Here is a 16,111-nt window from a genome sequence, read left to right on the forward strand (position 1 = left end):
CCCCCGGTCCTCAAGCGCCGGACGGCTTCGGATTCCAGCCCGTCCGGCGCTTGAGGACAAGAAACGGTGAAAGGGCGGGACCGGGGCCCCTTCCGCGCCGCACACGCAACGACCGCCCCCGCAAACCCACCCGGAGCCATTAGCCCGCATGTTCTCCAGCCCCTTCCTCCTCGCCTTCCCCTTCTTCCTCCTGCTGTGCTTCCTGCTCTACTGGGCGGGCGCGCGCCATGCCTACCTGCGCCGCCCCGCCGTCGAGGACGGCGACCCGCACGCCTTCGACTGGCACTTCTTCGTCCCCTGCCGGGACGAGGAGGCCGTGGTCGGCACCACCGTGAGCCGGCTGCGCGCCGACCACCCGGGCGCCCATGTGTGGGTCATCGACGACGACAGCGACGACCGCACCGGCGCGATCGTCGCCGCGCTGGCCGAGGAGGACCGCCGCGTCCACCTCGTCCGCCGCCACCGCCCCCACGCCCGCCAGGGCAAGGGCGCGGCCCTGAACGCCGCGTACGACGAGCTGAACCAGTTCCTGTCCAAGGACGTCGACCGCGAGCGCGCCGTGGTGTGCGTCATCGACGCCGACGGACAGCTCGACCCCCACGCCCTGGCCCGGGTCTCCGGCCCGCAGGGCTTCGGCGACCCGGAGACCGGCGGCGTGCAGGTCAGCGTCCGGATGCGCAACACCGACGACCCGCGCCCGCTGCCCGGCCGCGGACGGATCGCCAACGCCTTCGCCCGCCTCCTGGTGCGCATGCAGGACATGGAGTTCTCCGTCTCCAACGCCGGCATGCAGCTGCTGCGCGGCCGCACCGGCTCCGTGGGCCTCGGCGGCAACGGCCAGTTCACCCGGCTGGCCTCGCTCGACCGCATCGCCGCCGCCGAGCGCCGCCCCTGGCAGCGCGGCGCGCTGCTGGAGGACTACGAGCTGGGCCTGCACATGACCCTCACCGGCGACCGGATAACCCACATAGCCGACACCTGGGTCTCCCAGGAGGGCCTGCCGCACGGCCGCCGCTTCCTGACCCAGCGCACCCGCTGGGCGCAGGGCAACCTGCAGTGCGTCCGCTACGCGCCGCGCATCGTCTCCTCCCGCCACTACGGCGGCAAGGGCGTGCTGGAGACCCTCTACACCTTCCTGCAGCCGGTGGCCCACCTGGTCACGCTCGCGCTGTGCGCCGTGATGTTCGCGCTGCTCGGCCTGACGGCCGCTCAGGACGGCGTGGACGAGGCCTTCGGCGGCATGCTGGAGCTGTGGCCGCTGGTGCTGGCGCTGGCCGTGGTGTCCGTGACGCCGTTCGTACTCTGGGGCCCGGTCTACCGCCGCGACCGCGCGTCCGACCGGTCGCTGCTGACCGCCCTGCTGTGGGGGCTGGCACTGTGGCTGTACGCGTACCACCTCTTCCCGGCGTCCGCGCGCGGCTTCGCGCGGATGCTGCGCGGCCGCAACGGCTGGGCCAAGACCCGGCGCAACGCCGAGCGCGTGGAGTCGGGCCCCGTGGCCATCGAGGCCTGAGCCCCCATCACCGGTTCATGCCATGAGTTCGGTCACAGAATCGGCCGACGAGGCAACTTCACGTACCGTTCCGCCATCTGACCGCCGGTGATATTTATGCCCGGAACGGTTCCGGGTGGCGGAACGGAGCGTTGTGCGAATACCGGAACTCAGCTCGCGGATGCACTTGCTGCTGCTCACCGCGTGGGCAGTGCTCTGGTTCATCGTCGTGGAGCCCAGCGGCGGCTTCTCCTGGCACTACCTGCGCACCGGCGGTGAGCTGATCTACGAGGGCGGCTCCTCGGGCGACGGCGGGCTCAACCTCTACGCCCGCCACCCCGAGCTGCAGATGGGCCCCATCAGCTTCCTGGTGGCGGGGCTGTTCAACCCCTTCCCGGCCGAGGTCGGGCAGGTGCTGGCCGAGGCGTTCATGTCGGGCCTGGGCCTGGTGATCCTGGTCCTCGCCGGACGCAGCGCCGCCCGCCACTTCCTGGGCACCGGCACCAACCACCAGCGGCTGCGGCAGCGGGTGCTCGTCGCGGGCCTGGCCTTCATCCCCATGTGGATCGAGGTCTCGGTCCGCTTCGCCCATCTGGACGACGTTCTCGCGCTGTTCTTCACCGCCCTCGCGGTGTACTGCCTCACGCGCTGCAACGCGGCGGGCACCGGCATCTGCATGGCCCTGGCCCTGGACTCCAAGCCCACCGCGCTGGCGTTCCTGCCGCTGCTGCTGGCCCTGCCCAAGGAGCGGTGGCTGCGCGCGGGCCTGTGGTGCGTGGGCCTGGTGGCGGTGGCGTGGCTGCCGTTCTTCGTCGTCGACCCGCACTCGTTCGCCGCGGCGAAGTTCACCATCCCCAACAACCCGGCGTCCGCCCTGCGCTGGCTGGGCGCCAACGACCCCGAGACCCCGAACTGGGCCCGGCCCGCCCAGGCCGCGCTGGGCCTGGGCCTCGGCGCGATCGCCGTCTGGCGCGGCAGATGGGCGGCGGTGGTGCTGCTGGGCGCCAACGCCCGGATCGTCCTCGACCCCAGCGTCTACACCTACTACACCGCCTCCGTGCTGCTGGGCACGCTGCTGTGGGACGTGTGCGGCCAGCGGCGGCTGGTGCCGTGGTGGAGCTGGATCGCGCTGATGGTGCTCTACGGCAGCGTGTTCGCCGTGCCGGACGAGTCGGCCAAGGGCCTGATCCGGCTGGGGTTCGTGGTGGTGTCGACGGCCTACGTGCTCTTCGCACCCGTACGCGACCGCCGGGACCGGAACCAGCACAGGCCCCTCGACCGGGGGGACGAGGAGCCTGTGGAGGGGCCGTGGGGCCCCATGTGGGATCCGGGACGTACGAGGCCGTGGGCGCACCCGGGCCGTGAAAGACCCTGGGCGCGCTAGCCCTCGGGGCGCCGCCCGGGGGCGTCAGCCCTTGGGCAGGCCCTCGAGCTGGGCGGTGATCCGCTCGATGTCGGCCTCGGCCGTCTCCAGCCGCTTGCGGATCTTCTCCACGGCGGCCTCGGCGGCCTTGGCGAGGAACGCCTCGTTGCCCAGCTTGGCCGTGGACTGCGCCTTGTCCTTCTCGGCCGCCGCCAGCGCCTTGGCCAGACGCTTGCGCTCGGCCTCGACGTCGATCGTGCCGGACAGGTCGAGGGCGACCGTGGCACCGGCGATCGGCAGGGTCGCGGTGGCCTGGAAGCCGTCCTCGGCCGGCTGCAGGCGCAGCAGCTGACGGATCGCGCCCTCGTGGGCGGCCAGCGACGTGCCCGACAGGTCGAGCGTCGCCGGGACGCGCTGGCCGGGCTGCAGGCCCTGGTCGGCGCGGAAGCGGCGGACCTCGGTGATCACCTGCTGGAGGTTCTCGATCTCGGCCTCGGCGGCGGCGTCACGGAAGCCGCTGTCCTTGGGCCAGTCGGCGATGACGACCGACTCCTTGCCCGTGAGCGTGGTCCACAGCGTCTCGGTCACGAAGGGCATGACCGGGTGCAGCAGCTTGAGCGTGACGTCCAGGACCTCGCCGAGCACGCGCGCCGAGACCTTGGCCGGCTCGCCGCCGCCCATGAACGTGGTCTTGGACAGCTCGACGTACCAGTCGAAGACCTCGTCCCACGCGAAGTGGTAGAGGGCGTCGGTGAGCTTCGAGAACTGGTAGTCGTCGTAGTAGGCGTCGGCCTCGGCGATGGTGGCGTTGAGCCGGGAGAGGATCCAGCGGTCGGTGGCCGACAGCTCCTCGGCCGGCGGCAGCTCGCCCTCGAGCGTGGCGCCGTTCATCAGCGCGAAGCGGGTGGCGTTCCAGATCTTGTTGGCGAAGTTGCGGGACGCCTGGACCCAGTCCTCGCCGATCGGCACGTCCGTGCCCGGGTTCGCGCCCTTGGCCAGGGTGAAGCGGACGGCGTCGGAGCCGTACTGGTCCATCCAGTCCAGGGGGTCTACGGCGGTGCCCGACGACTTCGACATCTTCTTGCCGAACTGGTCGCGGACCAGACCGGTGAGCGCGATCGTGTGGAACGGCGGCTCGCCGTCCATCGCGTACAGGCCGAACATCATCATCCGGGCGACCCAGAAGAAGATGATGTCGTGGCCCGTGACCAGGACGTCGGTGGCGTAGAACTTCTCCAGGTCCGGGGTCTTCGCCGGCCAGCCGAGCGTGGAGAACGGCCACAGGCCGGAGGAGAACCAGGTGTCCAGGACGTCCGGGTCCTGGGTCCAGCCCTCGCCGGACGGCGGCTGCTCGTCGGGGCCGACGCAGACGGTCTCGCCGTCGGGGCCGTACCAGACGGGGATGCGGTGACCCCACCACAGCTGGCGCGAGATGCACCAGTCGTGCATGTTGTCGACCCAGTCGAAGTAGCGCTTCGACATGTCCGCCGGGTGGATGGCGACCTTGCCGTCGCGGACGGCGTCGCCGGCCGCCTGGGCGAGCGGCTCGACCTTGACCCACCACTGCATGGACAGACGCGGCTCGAGCGTCGTCTTGCAGCGCGAGCAGTGACCGACGGAGTGGACGTAGGGGCGCTTCTCGGCCACGATCCGGCCCTCGGCGCGCAGGGCGCCGACGATGGCGGAGCGGGCCTCGAAGCGGTCCAGGCCGAGGAACGGGCCGTGGACGGTGATGATGCCGCGCTCGTCCATGACGGTCATCGACTCGAGGCCGTGGCGCTGGCCGATCGCGAAGTCGTTGGGGTCGTGCGCGGGCGTGACCTTGACGGCACCGGTGCCGAACTCGGGGTCGACGTGGGTGTCGGCGACCACCGGGATCGTGCGGTCGGTCAGCGGCAGCTTGATCCGCTTGCCGACGAGGTGGGCGTAGCGCTCGTCCTCCGGGTGGACGGCCACGGCGGTGTCGCCGAGCATCGTCTCGGCGCGGGTCGTGGCGACGACCAGCGTCTCGTCACCCTCGCCGTAGGTGATGGAGACGAGCTCGCCGTCGTCGTCCTGGTACTCGACCTCGATGTCGGAGATCGCGGTGAGGCAGCGGGGGCACCAGTTGATGATGCGCTCGGCGCGGTAGATCAGCTCGTCGTCGTAGAGCTTCTTGAAGATCGTCTGGACGGCCTTGGAGAGGCCCTCGTCCATGGTGAAGCGCTCACGGCTCCAGTCGACGCCGTCACCCAGACGACGCATCTGGCCGAGGATCTTGCCGCCGTACTCCTCCTTCCACTGCCAGACGCGCTCGGTGAACGCCTCACGGCCCAGGTCGTGGCGGGAGACGCCCTCCTTGCCGAGCTCACGCTCGACCACGTTCTGCGTGGCGATGCCGGCGTGGTCCATGCCGGGCAGCCACAGCGCCTCGAAGCCCTGCATGCGCTTGCGCCGGGTGAGGGCGTCCATGAGCGTGTGCTGGAAGGCGTGGCCCAGGTGGAGCGAGCCGGTGACGTTCGGCGGGGGGATGACGATGGTGTACGGGGGCTTCTCGCTCTTGGCGTCGGCCGTGAAGTAACCGCGCTCTACCCAGCGCTCGTACAGCGGTCCCTCTACCGCGGCCGGCGCGTACTGGGTCGGCAGTTCGGGGGCGCTGTCTGGTGTCTGCTGAGTGTTCTCGGTCACGGGGGGAATTCTACGGGGCGGGGGTGACAGCTCACGAACCCGTTTCCGTCCGGCCCGGCCCCGCCGTAAGCGACGGATAAACGATCGTGAAGGATGACCTATCCATGTCTGTCGAGACACAGAGGCGACGATGAGCCACCAGCAGCCGGGCCCGTACGGAGGCGGCATATCGCCGCAGCCGCCCCAGCAGCCGAACCCCTACGGGCAGCCCGGCGGCTACGGACAGCCGGACGCGTACGGGCAGCAGCAGGGGCCGTACGGTCAGCAGCCCGCCGCCGGCTACGGGCAGCAGCCCGCCGGCTACGGCTATCCCGGCCCGTACGGCCATCCGGGAGCACAGCAGTCTCCGTACCCCGCCCCCTATCCGGCTCCCTACCCGCCGCCGGTCCCGCCGCCGGGCGGCGGCAAGGGCAAGGCCATCGGCATCGCGCTCGGCGCGGTCATCGTCGTCGGCGCCGTCGTGATCGGCGGCTTCCTCTTCTTCGCGGGCGGCAGCTCGGTCCCGGACGACGGCAAGCACTACAAGCTGACGACCCCGGAGAAGGTCGTCGGCGAGTACGAACTGGACCGCGACGCGAAGCTTCCGGAGTTCGGCACGGCCGCGAAGGACGACCTCAAGGGCATGGGCGTGGCCGACCCCGAGACCCTCAGCGGCGTGTACCAGACCCCCGGAGCGCAGCTCACCGGCAAGCAGATCCGGTTCATGGGCGCCTGGGGGCGCATCAAGAAGCCCGAGACCGTGGTGGACAACATGTTCACCGGCATGCGCGCCGCGAACAGCAAGAAGAGCAGCCAGCTCCAGCTCGTCGGCAGCCCCAAGGCGGTCTCCCCGAGCGGCTTCGACGACGGCGTGATGAAGTGCCAGGCGGTCCGCGTGGTGGGCTCCACCACGCCAAGCGGCGAGCACCCGATGATGCAGCTGTGCATCTGGGCCGACCACAGCACCACGGCGGCGGTGTTCACTGTCGACATGGCGACCGCCATGGCCGGCAAGGAGACGTCTGTGGACGAAGCGGGCCGGCTCACCGCGAAGTTCCGCGCCGACGTACGCGTGGAGATCCCGAAGAAGTAGCGCGACGCGCCATCGGCGAGGATGGCGCGCAACCGTTCCGCCGCGAGTCCCGTGGCGGTGAGAGACGTGAAGGCAACGATGACCGACCAGCAGCCGAACCCGTACGGCGGTGGCATACCGCCTCAGCAGCCCCCTCAGCAGCCGCCGCTGCCGCCGCAGGGCCAGCCCCAGCCCAACCCGTACGCGCAGCCCGGGCAGTACGCCCAGCCGAGCCCGTACGCCCAGCCCAACCCGTACGCCCAGCAGCCCGGCGGACCGGGCGTGCCCGGCCAGTACCCGCCGCCGATGGGCCCGCCGGTGCCCCCGCAGGGCGGCGGCAAGGGCAAGGCCATCGGCATCGCGGTCGGCGCCGTCATCCTCGTCGGCGCGATCGTGGGCGGCGGATTCGTCCTCCTGGGCAGCAGCAAGGGCGACAAGTCCGACGACGCCAAGCCCAAGGCCAGCGCCACCCCGTCGGCGAGCGCGAGCAGCGCCGCCCCCTCCGCGACCCCGGTCGCCGGCAAGCGCTACAAGATCACCACGCCGGACACCGTCCTCGGCGAGTACAAGTACGACGCCAGCGGCAGCAACGACGGCTTCGCCGGCAAGGACAAGAGCCAGCTCGCCATCGTCGGCATCAAGAACGCCGAGAGCATCGCCGGCGCGTGGAAGACCGACGGCGCCGCCCTCACCCGCAAGGCCCTGCGCCTGAGCGGCCTGTGGGGCGAGGTCGCCAACCCCGAGAGCACCGTCGACAGCATGTTCCTGAGCGTCTCGCTGGCGTCCAAGGACGACAGCAAGACCCAGCTCGAGGGCAAGCCGGAGAAGGTCACCCCCGAGGGCCTCGACGACGGCGCCGTGATGAAGTGCCAGAAGACGGAGATCAAGGACGCCACCGCGCCCAAGCCCATCAAGATGCCGCTGTGCATCTGGGCCGACCACAGCACGGTCGGCAGCGTCTTCGTGGTCGACGCGGCGAAGGTGCTCAACGAGGAGGACATCCCCCTCGCCTCCGCGGGCGACATCACGGCCAAGCTGCGCCGCGAGACCCGCGTCGAAATCCCGTAACACCCGGCCCCGCAACGGAGACGGGACTGTTCCGAAACCGTTGCGTCTCCGAGGTAAGGCTGGGATAAGCCATCCGCAAGGATGTTGACCATCTGTCGCGTGAGCACCCCCACCACCGTCGCGCACGTCCCCACCGAAGAGAGACACGATGAGCTACCCCCAGCAGCCGGGCCCCTACGGCCAGCCCCCACAACAGCCGCCGTACGGCCAGCCCGGTGCCCCCGGTTACGGCTACCCGCAGCAGCCCCCGGCGCCGGCGGCGCCGTACGGCGCCCCGCCGCAGCAGCCGCACCCGGGCGGCTGGGGCCAGCCGCAACACCCCGGCATGCCGGGCCCCTACGGCCAGCAGCCGGGCATGCCGGGCGTTCCGGGCCAGTACCCGCCGCCGATGCCGCCCCAGGGCGGCGGCAAGGGCAAGACCATCGGCCTCGTGGTGGGCGCGCTCGTGGTGGTGGGCGCCATCGTGGGCGGTGCCGTCTTCTTCCTGGGCGGCGCGGGCAGTGACGGCGAGGTGAAGCCGTACACGATGGTGATGCCGGAGTCGCTGCTGGGCGGGAAGTTCACGAAGAGCGCGACGCCGGGCGCCGCGGCCGGCAAGGACACCGAGGACATCACGAACGACAAGACCGCCAAGGAGATGGGAATCTCCAACGGCACCGGCGTCAAGGGCAACTACACGAACGACCAGAAGCAGAAGCTGTACGTCGGAGGCGCCTATGGCGAGCTTTCCGACCCGCAGAAGACTGTGGACGCCATGGTCGCCAAGATGGACGAGGGCGCGAAGAAGAGCGAGACTCTCGTCCAGGGCGCGCAGGTCGAGACGGTCACGCCCTGGACCATGTTCACTCCGAGCGGCTTCGACGGCGCCATCATGAAGTGCCAGACGAAGAAGTCCACCTACTCGGCGGGCAGCATCTCCAGTTCCGCCGAGATCAGCATCTGCATCTGGGGCGACTCGAGCGCCGTGGGCATGGTCCGTCACACGGTCTCGAAGACCTCGGGCGGCCTGACCGGGAGCACGAGCTCCATGGCCGCCACCGGCAACGTCATGTCGGCCAAGGAGCTCTCCGAGGCGACGGCCAAGGTCCGTAACGAGGTCCGCAAGGAGAAGTAGGCCGGCGACGGTTCTACGGGGGATTCACATGAGCCACAACCAGCCGGGCCCGTACGGCCCGCCGCCGATACCGCCGCAGCAGCCGCAGGCACCCGGTGCCTGGGGCCCGCCGCAGCAGCCAGGCCCGTACTACGGCCAGCCTCCGATGCCGCCCCAGCGCGGCGGCGGCAAGGGCAAGGCGATCGGCATCGCGTTCGGTGCCATCATCGCGGCCGGCGCGATCGGGGGCGGAATCCTGTTCTTCACGTCCGGGTCCAACGGCCAGGACGACAGCAGGATGAAGCCGTACACGATCGCGCTCCCGGAGAAGCTGCTCGACGGGAAGTACACCAAGCAGTCCCTCGAGGGCGCGAAGGAGACCGAGGACCTCAGCAACGACGCCAAGGCCAAGGAGATGGGCATCGTCAACGGAACGGCCGTGAAGGGCTCGTACCGCAACGACGAGAAGCAGAAGCTCCGGGTGACCGGCATCTACGGCGAGATCGCCGATCCCGGCAAGACGGCCGACGCGATGCTCGCGAAGATGGACGAGAACCAGAAGCGCAGCGCGGAGACGTTCAAGACGAGCATCGAGACCGTCTCGCCGACCGCCGTCTACCACCCGAACGGCTTCGACGGCACGGTGGTCAAGTGCCTGACGCAGAAGGCCGACAGGACCGCCGGCCCCACGTCGACCCACACGGAGGTCAGCACCTGCGTCTGGGCCGACAGCAGCGCGGTGGGCATCGTCGAGCACCAGGTCACCAAGACCTCCGGCGGCATCGCCGGAACCGTCACCTCTGCCGGCGGCAACGTCATGTCGGCCAAGGACCTCTCCGAGGCCACGGCCAACATCCGCAACGAGGTCCGCAAGGACAAGTGACCGTCACGGCCGCCGCGACCGCCATCCGTCGGTCACGGCGGCCGTTTGCGTCACCCGACGAGCGTCGCGCGCCAGGGCCGGTGGATGACCTCACGGAATGCCGTGTGGGACGGGCTGCGCCCGACGTGCCGGAAGGCCCAGTCTCGCGCGGTCTCGAAGTCCTCGTCGGCCCCGGACGAGGCGCCGCACTCGATGCACTGCATCTCGAAGTCGACGACCGGGGCCTCCGGCGCCACGTCGGGACCGATCGTCCAGTCGGCCCACCTGATCACGGCGTGAGCGCTCATTTCACCCACCCGCCGACCGCTTCCGCGTGCGTGACGGGTCGTACGTCCTCGGGCGCCGCCTCCCACTCCCGGCCGCCACGTGGTGGGCGAAGCTGCAACCGGGGGCCTTCGTGGCCCATGACCTGGCCGACCTTGTCGCGACGCGTGTCGACGACGAACGCGCCCGGCTCGGGGGCGAATTGATGCTCGGGGGCGGGGCAGCGGCACTCGATCGGTTCGGCCGGGCGGCGCCGGATGTCGATCCCGTGGGCGCCCACGAACGCGAACACCGCCTGCGGTTCCGGCGGCGGCGCTGCGGCTCGAACGTCGACCGTTGCCGCCGTCGCGGGCGCCCACGCGACCCTTACCCGGCGGAGGAAGCGGGCGATAGAGTCCCTCACGTCATCAGCTCCTGCGTGTAGCTGGTGGCCATTCCCCCGGGCCGGTCGCACGGTCGCGGGGGGCTCCTGTGACCACGATAGAGCGGGTCTTTCACCCATGTCCATGGTCGTCCAAGGAATTGAATATCTATCTTCACTTGGACATTCATGCGTACAGTCACCCGCGTGATGGAGTTCGACCCGACCAAGCCGAAGTGGCAGCAGATCAGAGACGTGATCCGCCAGCGCATCGAGACAGGTGAGTACCAGCCGAACCACCTGGTCTCCGAGGTGCTGCTCGAGCAGGAGTTCGGCGTCGCACGCGGAACGGTTCGCAAGGTCACCGCCGCGCTGCGCGAGGAAGGGCTGATCGTCACCACGCACGGCATGGGCTCGTTCGTGACCGGTCAGCGCCCCACCACCTGACCATGACGCCCCACTCCCTGGCGTTCTACATGGACGTCATCACCTCCGGCACGGTCCTCGGCGCGAAGCCGACGGACACCCCCGACCAAGTAGCGAAGCTCCTGGGGCCGGACTTCGGCGAGAACTCCTTCGACGTCCACAACATGTGGCGTGACTACGGCATGACGGAGTTCTTCTGGAGCCGCGAGTCCGCCGAGCACCCGTGGGCGGGCCACCACTTCACGCTGCAGGTGCACCGGCTCGCGTACGGGCGGAGCGATGTTGTCGAGAAGACGCTCCGGACCCGGTACGGCCGGTTCGAGCGGCGGCTGCGGTTCGAGAAGCTGCAGCGGCTGCTGGCGAAGCGCGGCACGCCTCTCGTCGAGGTCCCTTCGGACCAGTCGCCGCACTACCGCTGGTTCTGGCAGCCCGAGTCACTGGCGGCCGTGAGCGTCATCGGCGCGCACGACGAGTACCTCACCCCGGGCAACCTCCGGGTCGGTGACGTCAACAGCATCACGGCCCCGATGACTGTCGAAGAAGTGGAGTGGCGCAAGCTGCGCCTGCGGCAGCAGCACGCTTAGGGCGCCGGGCACTCCCGGTTCGCCGCCGAGCGATTCGGCGAGCACGTCACCACAGCCAGGCTGAGAAAGTGCGGCCGACGCAGGTAGTAACCGAAAGACACGTCCCCGCCCAACGCCAGCGTCTCGGCCGCATGGAACACCCGCTGCGCGAGCCGCGTCGCATCCCGGTCACTCCGCGCGGCGAACCGCGGCGCGTACTCTGCCAGCCGGTCTCCCAGCCATCGCGCGGCGTCCTTCGGGTGCGCCCACGTCCCCCGGACAAGCCCGGCCGGCTTCACCAACCAGTACGCCACCTCCAGCGGGGGCACGTCGGTCACCCGCCACTCGGCGACGGCAGCGCGGTACCGCTCAACAACGTCCGGCGGACTGGGCATTGCCGGTTCCACGGGCAACGGCGGGCGTCTAACGCTCTCCTTGTCGAAAATGGCCTTGTCGCCGACCCACAGGTAGCCGTGAAAGTGCATGGAACGTTCCGTTCGCGTGCGGGTGGGCGGCTCCCGCCCCCTTCACCGGGGAGCGGGAGCTACGGCTCGATGAGGGTCAGGCCGAAAGCCCGAAGCGACCCGGGTCGATGCCCGCCGCGTCCAGCTCCGCCGTCGTGAACCTCAGGGGCTCCGCCTCCGGCCGCTTGCTGTCGCCCACCGCCCAGGCGCCGCCACCGATCCGCGCGAGAGTGACGCACGCTTCGCCGTCAGGGTGCGTATTGCCCCCGCACGCCTTCATGAACCTGGTCCCGTTCAAAGACAGGCTGTACAGGTCGGTCACGCTCATTGGTCCACCTTCCCAAGAAACGATGCGGTCACCGGCACATCGTGGAACAGAAGCGGGATGCGAACCTAGAGGGTTTCCTGTTCGGTCAAGTAGTCGTCGCGGATGCCGGCAGCGAAGGAGCGGACGTCGTCGCCCGAAATGGCCGAGATCTCGAACCGTTCGAACTTCTCCACGTACAGGTTGACATCCCTGGGGTCGGTGACCACCAACTCCGCGTGCACCGTTTCCACGGTCACCATCCGGTCATCCTTGATGGAGAAGGAATGCGATGGGAAATCGCTCTGTGGCGCCGCCTGGGGGACGATGCGAATGTCGACGTTCGGCAGCCGGGAAACGGAAATCAACCTGTCCAACTGCCCCACCATGACCAGCGCCGGAAGGATCCGCCACCGCAGGACCGATTCCGTGATGACGAAACGGAAGGTCTTCGAAGCGTCATAGAGGATGCCCTGACGCGCCAGGCGCGCCGCCGTGACACGGGCCAATTGCTCTTCCCCGAGATCCATGCGTGTCCAAACGGCCCGTACATACTCAGGAGTCTGAAGCAGCCCTGGGATCAACGAAGACTGGAAGAGCCGCAACAGCTTCGTGTTCGACTCCAGGGCCTGCACCTGCTGTTGTTTGCGGTGATATCCCAGTCGGCGATAGAGCCGCCACGCCGTGGCCTCGGTAGCCGCTGCCCGGGCCGCAGCCATGTACTCGGCCTTGACCTCGCCCGACACCCCCAGGGCCGTGAGGATCTGCGACACGTCGACCACACTGGGGGCAACACTGCCCGTCTCGATCTTGCTCAGCTTGGATCTGGACATGGCTGCGCTGCGGGCCACGGCCTTGGCCTCCATCCCTGAGGCCTCCCGCAGTGCCCGCAGCGCGGAACCAAGTTCGGATCGGTTCACTCGCCGTACTTTGCCCACCACTCCGGGAACGGCTCGGCATGAGCCAAGGCGGTGTCCCGGTACGTACTGAACTCGGCCAGCCTGTCGTCTCCCAGGAACTCGGCCCCCAAGTACTTTCCGGCACCGTCGTACCTCATGGCGCCGACGACACGGTTGTCGAACATCCAGAAGTCCGGCACTCCCGGAAGTGGGCTCTCGCGCTCGGTGATGTCGAGGATGTAGAACTCCTCACCTGCCGCAGCATTGCGCCGGTACCCCCACCCCAGCTCGAACCGCAGGTAATCGGTCAGCGGGCGGGACAGAACGTGTACTCGATACATGCGCTTTCCCGCTCGGGTCGCGCTGCGCACGGTGGTCACCCAGTCGGCCGACACGAACGACTCCGGTTGTTCCTCACCGGCCAGAAAGGCGTGGTACGCGTCCACGCCGCCCGACTGGCTGTAGTCGTCCAGCGTCTCCAGCCGGAACGCCTCCTGCTCGAACTCCGAGAACCACTCGCCCAGAGTTCTAGATGAGCTTGTCACGAATGGTCCTTCGGATCAGTTCGACGGGGATCTCCACCATGGCTTCGTGCTCCGGAACCCGTATCCCGTGGTCGGTGATCCGCTCACCCTGGAAGGCAAGCGTTCCCCGATCTGTGCGATAGATGGTGGGGCACTCGCCCCCGTCGCACTCACCTACGAGCCGCGTCAGCCTCACTCTGCCCCCTCGCCGGCCGGTGTCGCGTCCGATCGTCCCGAGCCCGGCACGCAGTCGGCAAGGGGATCGTGTTGCGGTTACTGGAAACCGCAGCGGGCCGACATGCCATCCAACCGGCCGTTCCCCCATGCGGCGGACCGGCTGCGGCGCATGTCGTCCGGGCGACGGATGGGCGGTGGGCGGCAGGCGGCCAGGATCGGGGGTGATCACAGCACCTGCCCACAGATCGGGAACCGTCATGAGAAAGACCGTTCTTCGCGCCGGCGTCCTCCTCGCCGTGCTGGCCGCCGCGACCGGGACCACGGCCATGGCCCCTGGCGCCTCGGCCGTGGAGGCGCCGCTCGCCACGACCACCGCCTCGCTCAAGGGCTCGGCCCGTATGGACTTCCCCGCCCCCGGCAATGACATCCGGGTCACCGTCGACGCCTACGGCACGTACACCTCGAAGAGCCCGGTCTTCCCCACGAAGTCCTCGGGCACCTTCCGCATCTCTCACAAGATCGATCAGCCGAACGGCAAGAAGCCGCTGGTCTTCTGGGGGGATTTCACGGTCGACTGCCTCACCACCGGCGGCCCCAACGCGACCGTGACGGGCAGGCTCGTCCGTACCAGCCCCGGCCACCCCTGGCGGAAGGAGCTGGACCCGCACACCCGCATGGGCGTCAGCTTCCACGTCGCCGGCAAGGACGGCGGCCCCAGCCGGATCGGGCTGTCCGGGGCCACGAAGAAGGGCGAGCCCCTGCTGACCAAGTGCATGGCCCCGGCGCCCGACGCGAAGGTCGTCGAGGGCGGCTACGTCCTCACGGGCAAGGGGCCGCTGCACCAGGACGGCCGGAAGTAGCGTCCGGCAGGCTTCGGTTCAGGCGGCGGAACGTGACGGCGGCGTGCACCGCGAGCGCGACCGGCAGGGCGAGGAGGAGGCTCCACGGCACCATGCCGGCCGCGGCCAGGAGGCAGCAGGCCGGAACGGCCAGGAGCGTGGGGAACATTGAGGTCAGGGCGATACGCAGACGGGTTCGGCGGCTCATGGCCGGGCTCCTTCGGAAGTCAGGGATCGACAAGGGGGACGGCACGGACGGCCGGTCAGGCGGGGCTCTGGCGGGCGCGGCTCAGGTAGTCGGCCAGCTCGCGCCAGTCGTCGGCCGGAGCGCCGGGGTCCGCGGCCATGGCGGCGGGGTCGTCGTGCCAGGCGTCCCGTACGCCCGCCGAAATGCCGGCGTCGCCGCCGGTGAACAACACGCTCAGCTCGTCCATGCGGGCCACCAGCCGGCGGACCTTGCGATCGGTGGGCGGAGTACCGGCCGCGCGGAGCCGGTCGGCTCTGCGGTACAGCTCCGGCCACTCGACCTCGAGCAGGTAGTGCATCGCGGGCCCCAGGGCGGCGGCACGGGTCCGCAGGGCCTGGATCTGGTCGGCGTCCAGGTGGCGGCGCAGCGTGTGTTCGGCCTCCGGGCCGGTGCCGCCGATCGCCTTCAGCGCGTCGAGCAGGGCGTCGGCCGAGGGGGCCCGGCCGGCCGCCAGCGCGTCGCCGAGCCGTACGAGCCGCTCCCGCAGGGTTTCGAGCGCGGCGAGGGAGGCCTCGACGCCGGCCGTGTGGTCACGGACCAGCCGCGTCGGGTCGACTCCGGCGTCGAGGCAGGCGGCGATGGTGTCCAGGCCGAGCCCCAGGCTGCGCAGCGCCAGCACGTGGTAGAGGCGGACGAGGTCTCCTTCGGTGTACTCCCGGTGTCCCCCCTGGCTGCGCTGTGAGGGGCTGAGGAGGCCGATGGCGTCCCAGTGGTGCAGTGTGCGCACGGTCAGCCCGCTGGCCTCGGCCAGCGGGCCCACCTTCCAGCTTGCGGATGCGGTCATGGGACAACGATGCATCCTCACGCCGCGTCAGGTTCAAGCCGGGATACGACCGCCGGTCCCCCGCTCGGGCCCGCTCACGGTGGCGCTCTCCAGCACCGCGTCGACCAGCTTGTTCGCGGACGGGTCGGCCGGCTGGGTGAGGCCGAGGAGGAAGGCCGAGCGGCTGGTGTCCACCGCGATGAGGGTCATACGGAGGTGGGCCTCCCCGCCCTTGCCGTCGTTCACCTTCAGCACCACGGTGTGCGCGGGGCGGCCGCTGACCGCCGTAGGGCGGGACTCCTCCCGCGTGGAGCTGCCGTCGGGGTAGAAGAACTCGGCGTTCGACCGGGCCGCCCGCTCCACCTGCCGCTGCAGATCGGCTTCCGGTACGCCACGGGACCGGCCGGCGAGGACGACGCTCCCGCCCTTGTCCTGGCCCGCGCCCCGGCTGCCGCCCTCGGTGCGCTTCCCGGTGATCGACGAGGTGAAGGCGTTGATGAGCTCCTTCCCCTCGTCGTGCTTCCAGCCCTCGGGTATCGCATAGGAGATCCCGGCCGCCGCGTCCGTCACCCGCGGCCGGCCGGCCAGCGCACCGTCCTCACCACGCGTCAGCCACCAGGCGGTGCCACCCCCGACCGCCAGCACGATCAACGCCACGACCCC

Annotated in this window: 19 protein-coding genes; 9 read left to right on the forward strand and 10 right to left on the reverse strand. The window is 69.9% G+C overall.

From position 1 onward, the window contains the following. The first annotated feature begins 148 nt into the window (after positions 1–148). On the forward strand, positions 149–1,513 hold the full coding sequence (locus tag J1792_RS30910; protein WP_086571304.1) for an XrtP-associated glycosyltransferase: 1,365 nt from the start codon (positions 149–151) through the stop codon (positions 1,511–1,513). Positions 1,514–1,673: 160 nt separating this feature from the next. Next, complete coding sequence (locus J1792_RS30915; protein ID WP_207248702.1) at positions 1,674–2,876, forward strand: hypothetical protein; 1,203 nt, start codon at positions 1,674–1,676, stop codon at positions 2,874–2,876. 24 nt (positions 2,877–2,900) lie between these two features. Here J1792_RS30915 and J1792_RS30920 read toward each other — a convergent pair whose 3' ends face one another. Beyond that, a complete protein-coding gene (locus J1792_RS30920) occupies positions 2,901–5,522 on the reverse strand; it encodes a valine--tRNA ligase (RefSeq protein ID WP_207248654.1) in 2,622 nt (873 codons plus the stop codon). Positions 5,523–5,652: 130 nt separating this feature from the next. Between J1792_RS30920 and J1792_RS30925 the strand changes: the two genes are divergently transcribed. The 4 genes from J1792_RS30925 to J1792_RS30940 all read left to right on the forward strand — a co-directional run bounded on the left by J1792_RS30925 (position 5,653) and on the right by J1792_RS30940 (position 9,617). Next, positions 5,653–6,594: a hypothetical protein gene (locus J1792_RS30925; protein WP_086571309.1), complete on the forward strand. Its 942-nt coding sequence runs from the start codon at positions 5,653–5,655 to the stop codon at positions 6,592–6,594. 78 nt (positions 6,595–6,672) lie between these two features. After that, complete coding sequence (locus J1792_RS30930; RefSeq protein ID WP_086571311.1) at positions 6,673–7,641, forward strand: hypothetical protein; 969 nt, start codon at positions 6,673–6,675, stop codon at positions 7,639–7,641. A 148-nt stretch (positions 7,642–7,789) separates the two neighbouring features. Beyond that, positions 7,790–8,755 (forward strand): hypothetical protein, encoded by a 966-nt coding sequence (locus tag J1792_RS30935; RefSeq protein WP_086571312.1) that lies wholly within the window; start codon positions 7,790–7,792, stop codon positions 8,753–8,755. A gap of 28 nt (positions 8,756–8,783) precedes the next feature. Next, entirely contained in the window at positions 8,784–9,617 is an 834-nt protein-coding gene (locus J1792_RS30940) for a hypothetical protein (protein ID WP_086571314.1), read from the forward strand. Between the two features lie 50 nt (positions 9,618–9,667). Here the strand turns inward: J1792_RS30940 and J1792_RS30945 are convergent, their stop codons facing one another. Both J1792_RS30945 and J1792_RS36010 read right to left on the reverse strand, forming a co-directional pair. Continuing rightward, positions 9,668–9,904 carry a DUF7848 domain-containing protein gene (locus J1792_RS30945; RefSeq protein ID WP_207248655.1) on the reverse strand — a complete coding sequence of 79 codons (237 nt, stop codon included), beginning with the start codon at positions 9,902–9,904 and terminating at the stop codon, positions 9,668–9,670. Further along, positions 9,901–10,284 carry a hypothetical protein gene (locus J1792_RS36010; RefSeq protein ID WP_372446202.1) on the reverse strand — a complete coding sequence of 128 codons (384 nt, stop codon included), beginning with the start codon at positions 10,282–10,284 and terminating at the stop codon, positions 9,901–9,903. Before J1792_RS36010 ends, J1792_RS30945 begins: the two co-directional genes overlap by 4 nt. 147 nt (positions 10,285–10,431) lie before the next feature. On the opposite strand from J1792_RS36010, the gene J1792_RS30955 reads away from it, so the two are divergent. Together J1792_RS30955 and J1792_RS30960 are read left to right on the forward strand one after the other, a co-directional pair. After that, a complete protein-coding gene (locus J1792_RS30955; protein ID WP_242646824.1) occupies positions 10,432–10,689 on the forward strand; it encodes a GntR family transcriptional regulator in 258 nt (85 codons plus the stop codon). A gap of 2 nt (positions 10,690–10,691) precedes the next feature. After that, positions 10,692–11,252: a hypothetical protein gene (locus tag J1792_RS30960; RefSeq protein WP_207248656.1), complete on the forward strand. Its 561-nt coding sequence runs from the start codon at positions 10,692–10,694 to the stop codon at positions 11,250–11,252. On the opposite strand, the gene J1792_RS30965 is transcribed toward J1792_RS30960, so the two are convergent. The 5 genes from J1792_RS30965 to J1792_RS34725 form a co-directional block, all read right to left on the reverse strand. Then, positions 11,249–11,716 (reverse strand): hypothetical protein, encoded by a 468-nt coding sequence (locus J1792_RS30965; protein WP_207248657.1) that lies wholly within the window; start codon positions 11,714–11,716, stop codon positions 11,249–11,251. The two genes, J1792_RS30960 and J1792_RS30965, sit on opposite strands and share 4 nt — an antisense overlap. A gap of 76 nt (positions 11,717–11,792) precedes the next feature. Then, positions 11,793–12,017, reverse strand: coding sequence for a DUF397 domain-containing protein (locus J1792_RS30970; RefSeq protein WP_207248704.1), 225 nt, complete (start codon positions 12,015–12,017; stop codon positions 11,793–11,795). Positions 12,018–12,088: 71 nt separating this feature from the next. Continuing rightward, the gene (locus tag J1792_RS30975; RefSeq protein ID WP_207248658.1) at positions 12,089–12,919 is read right to left on the reverse strand and encodes a helix-turn-helix domain-containing protein; all 831 of its coding nucleotides are present in this window, start codon (positions 12,917–12,919) and stop codon (positions 12,089–12,091) included. Further along, positions 12,916–13,443: a DUF6879 family protein gene (locus J1792_RS30980; RefSeq protein WP_207248659.1), complete on the reverse strand. Its 528-nt coding sequence runs from the start codon at positions 13,441–13,443 to the stop codon at positions 12,916–12,918. The genes J1792_RS30975 and J1792_RS30980 overlap by 4 nt, the downstream gene beginning before the upstream one ends. Further along, positions 13,427–13,618: a hypothetical protein gene (locus tag J1792_RS34725; RefSeq protein ID WP_307843136.1), complete on the reverse strand. Its 192-nt coding sequence runs from the start codon at positions 13,616–13,618 to the stop codon at positions 13,427–13,429. Before J1792_RS34725 ends, J1792_RS30980 begins: the two co-directional genes overlap by 17 nt. 238 nt (positions 13,619–13,856) lie before the next feature. Here J1792_RS34725 and J1792_RS30985 point away from each other — a divergent pair, with 238 nt between their 5' ends. Continuing rightward, the gene (locus J1792_RS30985) at positions 13,857–14,459 is read left to right on the forward strand and encodes a hypothetical protein (RefSeq protein ID WP_207248660.1); all 603 of its coding nucleotides are present in this window, start codon (positions 13,857–13,859) and stop codon (positions 14,457–14,459) included. 242 nt (positions 14,460–14,701) lie between these two features. Here the strand turns inward: J1792_RS30985 and J1792_RS30990 are convergent, their stop codons facing one another. Continuing rightward, complete coding sequence (locus J1792_RS30990) at positions 14,702–15,469, reverse strand: MerR family transcriptional regulator (protein ID WP_242646827.1); 768 nt, start codon at positions 15,467–15,469, stop codon at positions 14,702–14,704. Between the two features lie 33 nt (positions 15,470–15,502). Beyond that, positions 15,503–16,105 carry a hypothetical protein gene (locus J1792_RS30995; protein WP_207248661.1) on the reverse strand — a complete coding sequence of 201 codons (603 nt, stop codon included), beginning with the start codon at positions 16,103–16,105 and terminating at the stop codon, positions 15,503–15,505. Positions 16,106–16,111: the final 6 nt, after the last annotated feature.

The organism is Streptomyces triculaminicus, from assembly GCF_017349075.1.
Lineage (GTDB): Bacteria > Actinomycetota > Actinomycetes > Streptomycetales > Streptomycetaceae > Streptomyces > Streptomyces triculaminicus.

What these genes read in the sequence shown, in the direction of transcription:
- J1792_RS30985 (WP_207248660.1), top strand. Translation starts at nt 13,857, where the DNA reads ATGAGAAAGACCGTTCTTCGCGCCGGCGTCCTCCTCGCCGTGCTGGCC.
- J1792_RS30945 (WP_207248655.1), bottom strand. Translation starts at nt 9,904, where the DNA reads ATGAGCGCTCACGCCGTGATCAGGTGGGCCGACTGGACGATCGGTCCC.
- J1792_RS30990 (WP_242646827.1), bottom strand. Translation starts at nt 15,469, where the DNA reads ATGACCGCATCCGCAAGCTGGAAGGTGGGCCCGCTGGCCGAGGCCAGC.
- J1792_RS30930 (WP_086571311.1), top strand. Translation starts at nt 6,673, where the DNA reads ATGACCGACCAGCAGCCGAACCCGTACGGCGGTGGCATACCGCCTCAG.
- J1792_RS30935 (WP_086571312.1), top strand. Translation starts at nt 7,790, where the DNA reads ATGAGCTACCCCCAGCAGCCGGGCCCCTACGGCCAGCCCCCACAACAG.
- J1792_RS30910 (WP_086571304.1), top strand. Translation starts at nt 149, where the DNA reads ATGTTCTCCAGCCCCTTCCTCCTCGCCTTCCCCTTCTTCCTCCTGCTG.
- J1792_RS30940 (WP_086571314.1), top strand. Translation starts at nt 8,784, where the DNA reads ATGAGCCACAACCAGCCGGGCCCGTACGGCCCGCCGCCGATACCGCCG.
- J1792_RS30915 (WP_207248702.1), top strand. Translation starts at nt 1,674, where the DNA reads ATGCACTTGCTGCTGCTCACCGCGTGGGCAGTGCTCTGGTTCATCGTC.
- J1792_RS30955 (WP_242646824.1), top strand. Translation starts at nt 10,432, where the DNA reads ATGCGTACAGTCACCCGCGTGATGGAGTTCGACCCGACCAAGCCGAAG.
- J1792_RS30965 (WP_207248657.1), bottom strand. Translation starts at nt 11,716, where the DNA reads ATGCACTTTCACGGCTACCTGTGGGTCGGCGACAAGGCCATTTTCGAC.
- J1792_RS30925 (WP_086571309.1), top strand. Translation starts at nt 5,653, where the DNA reads ATGAGCCACCAGCAGCCGGGCCCGTACGGAGGCGGCATATCGCCGCAG.
- J1792_RS30960 (WP_207248656.1), top strand. Translation starts at nt 10,692, where the DNA reads ATGACGCCCCACTCCCTGGCGTTCTACATGGACGTCATCACCTCCGGC.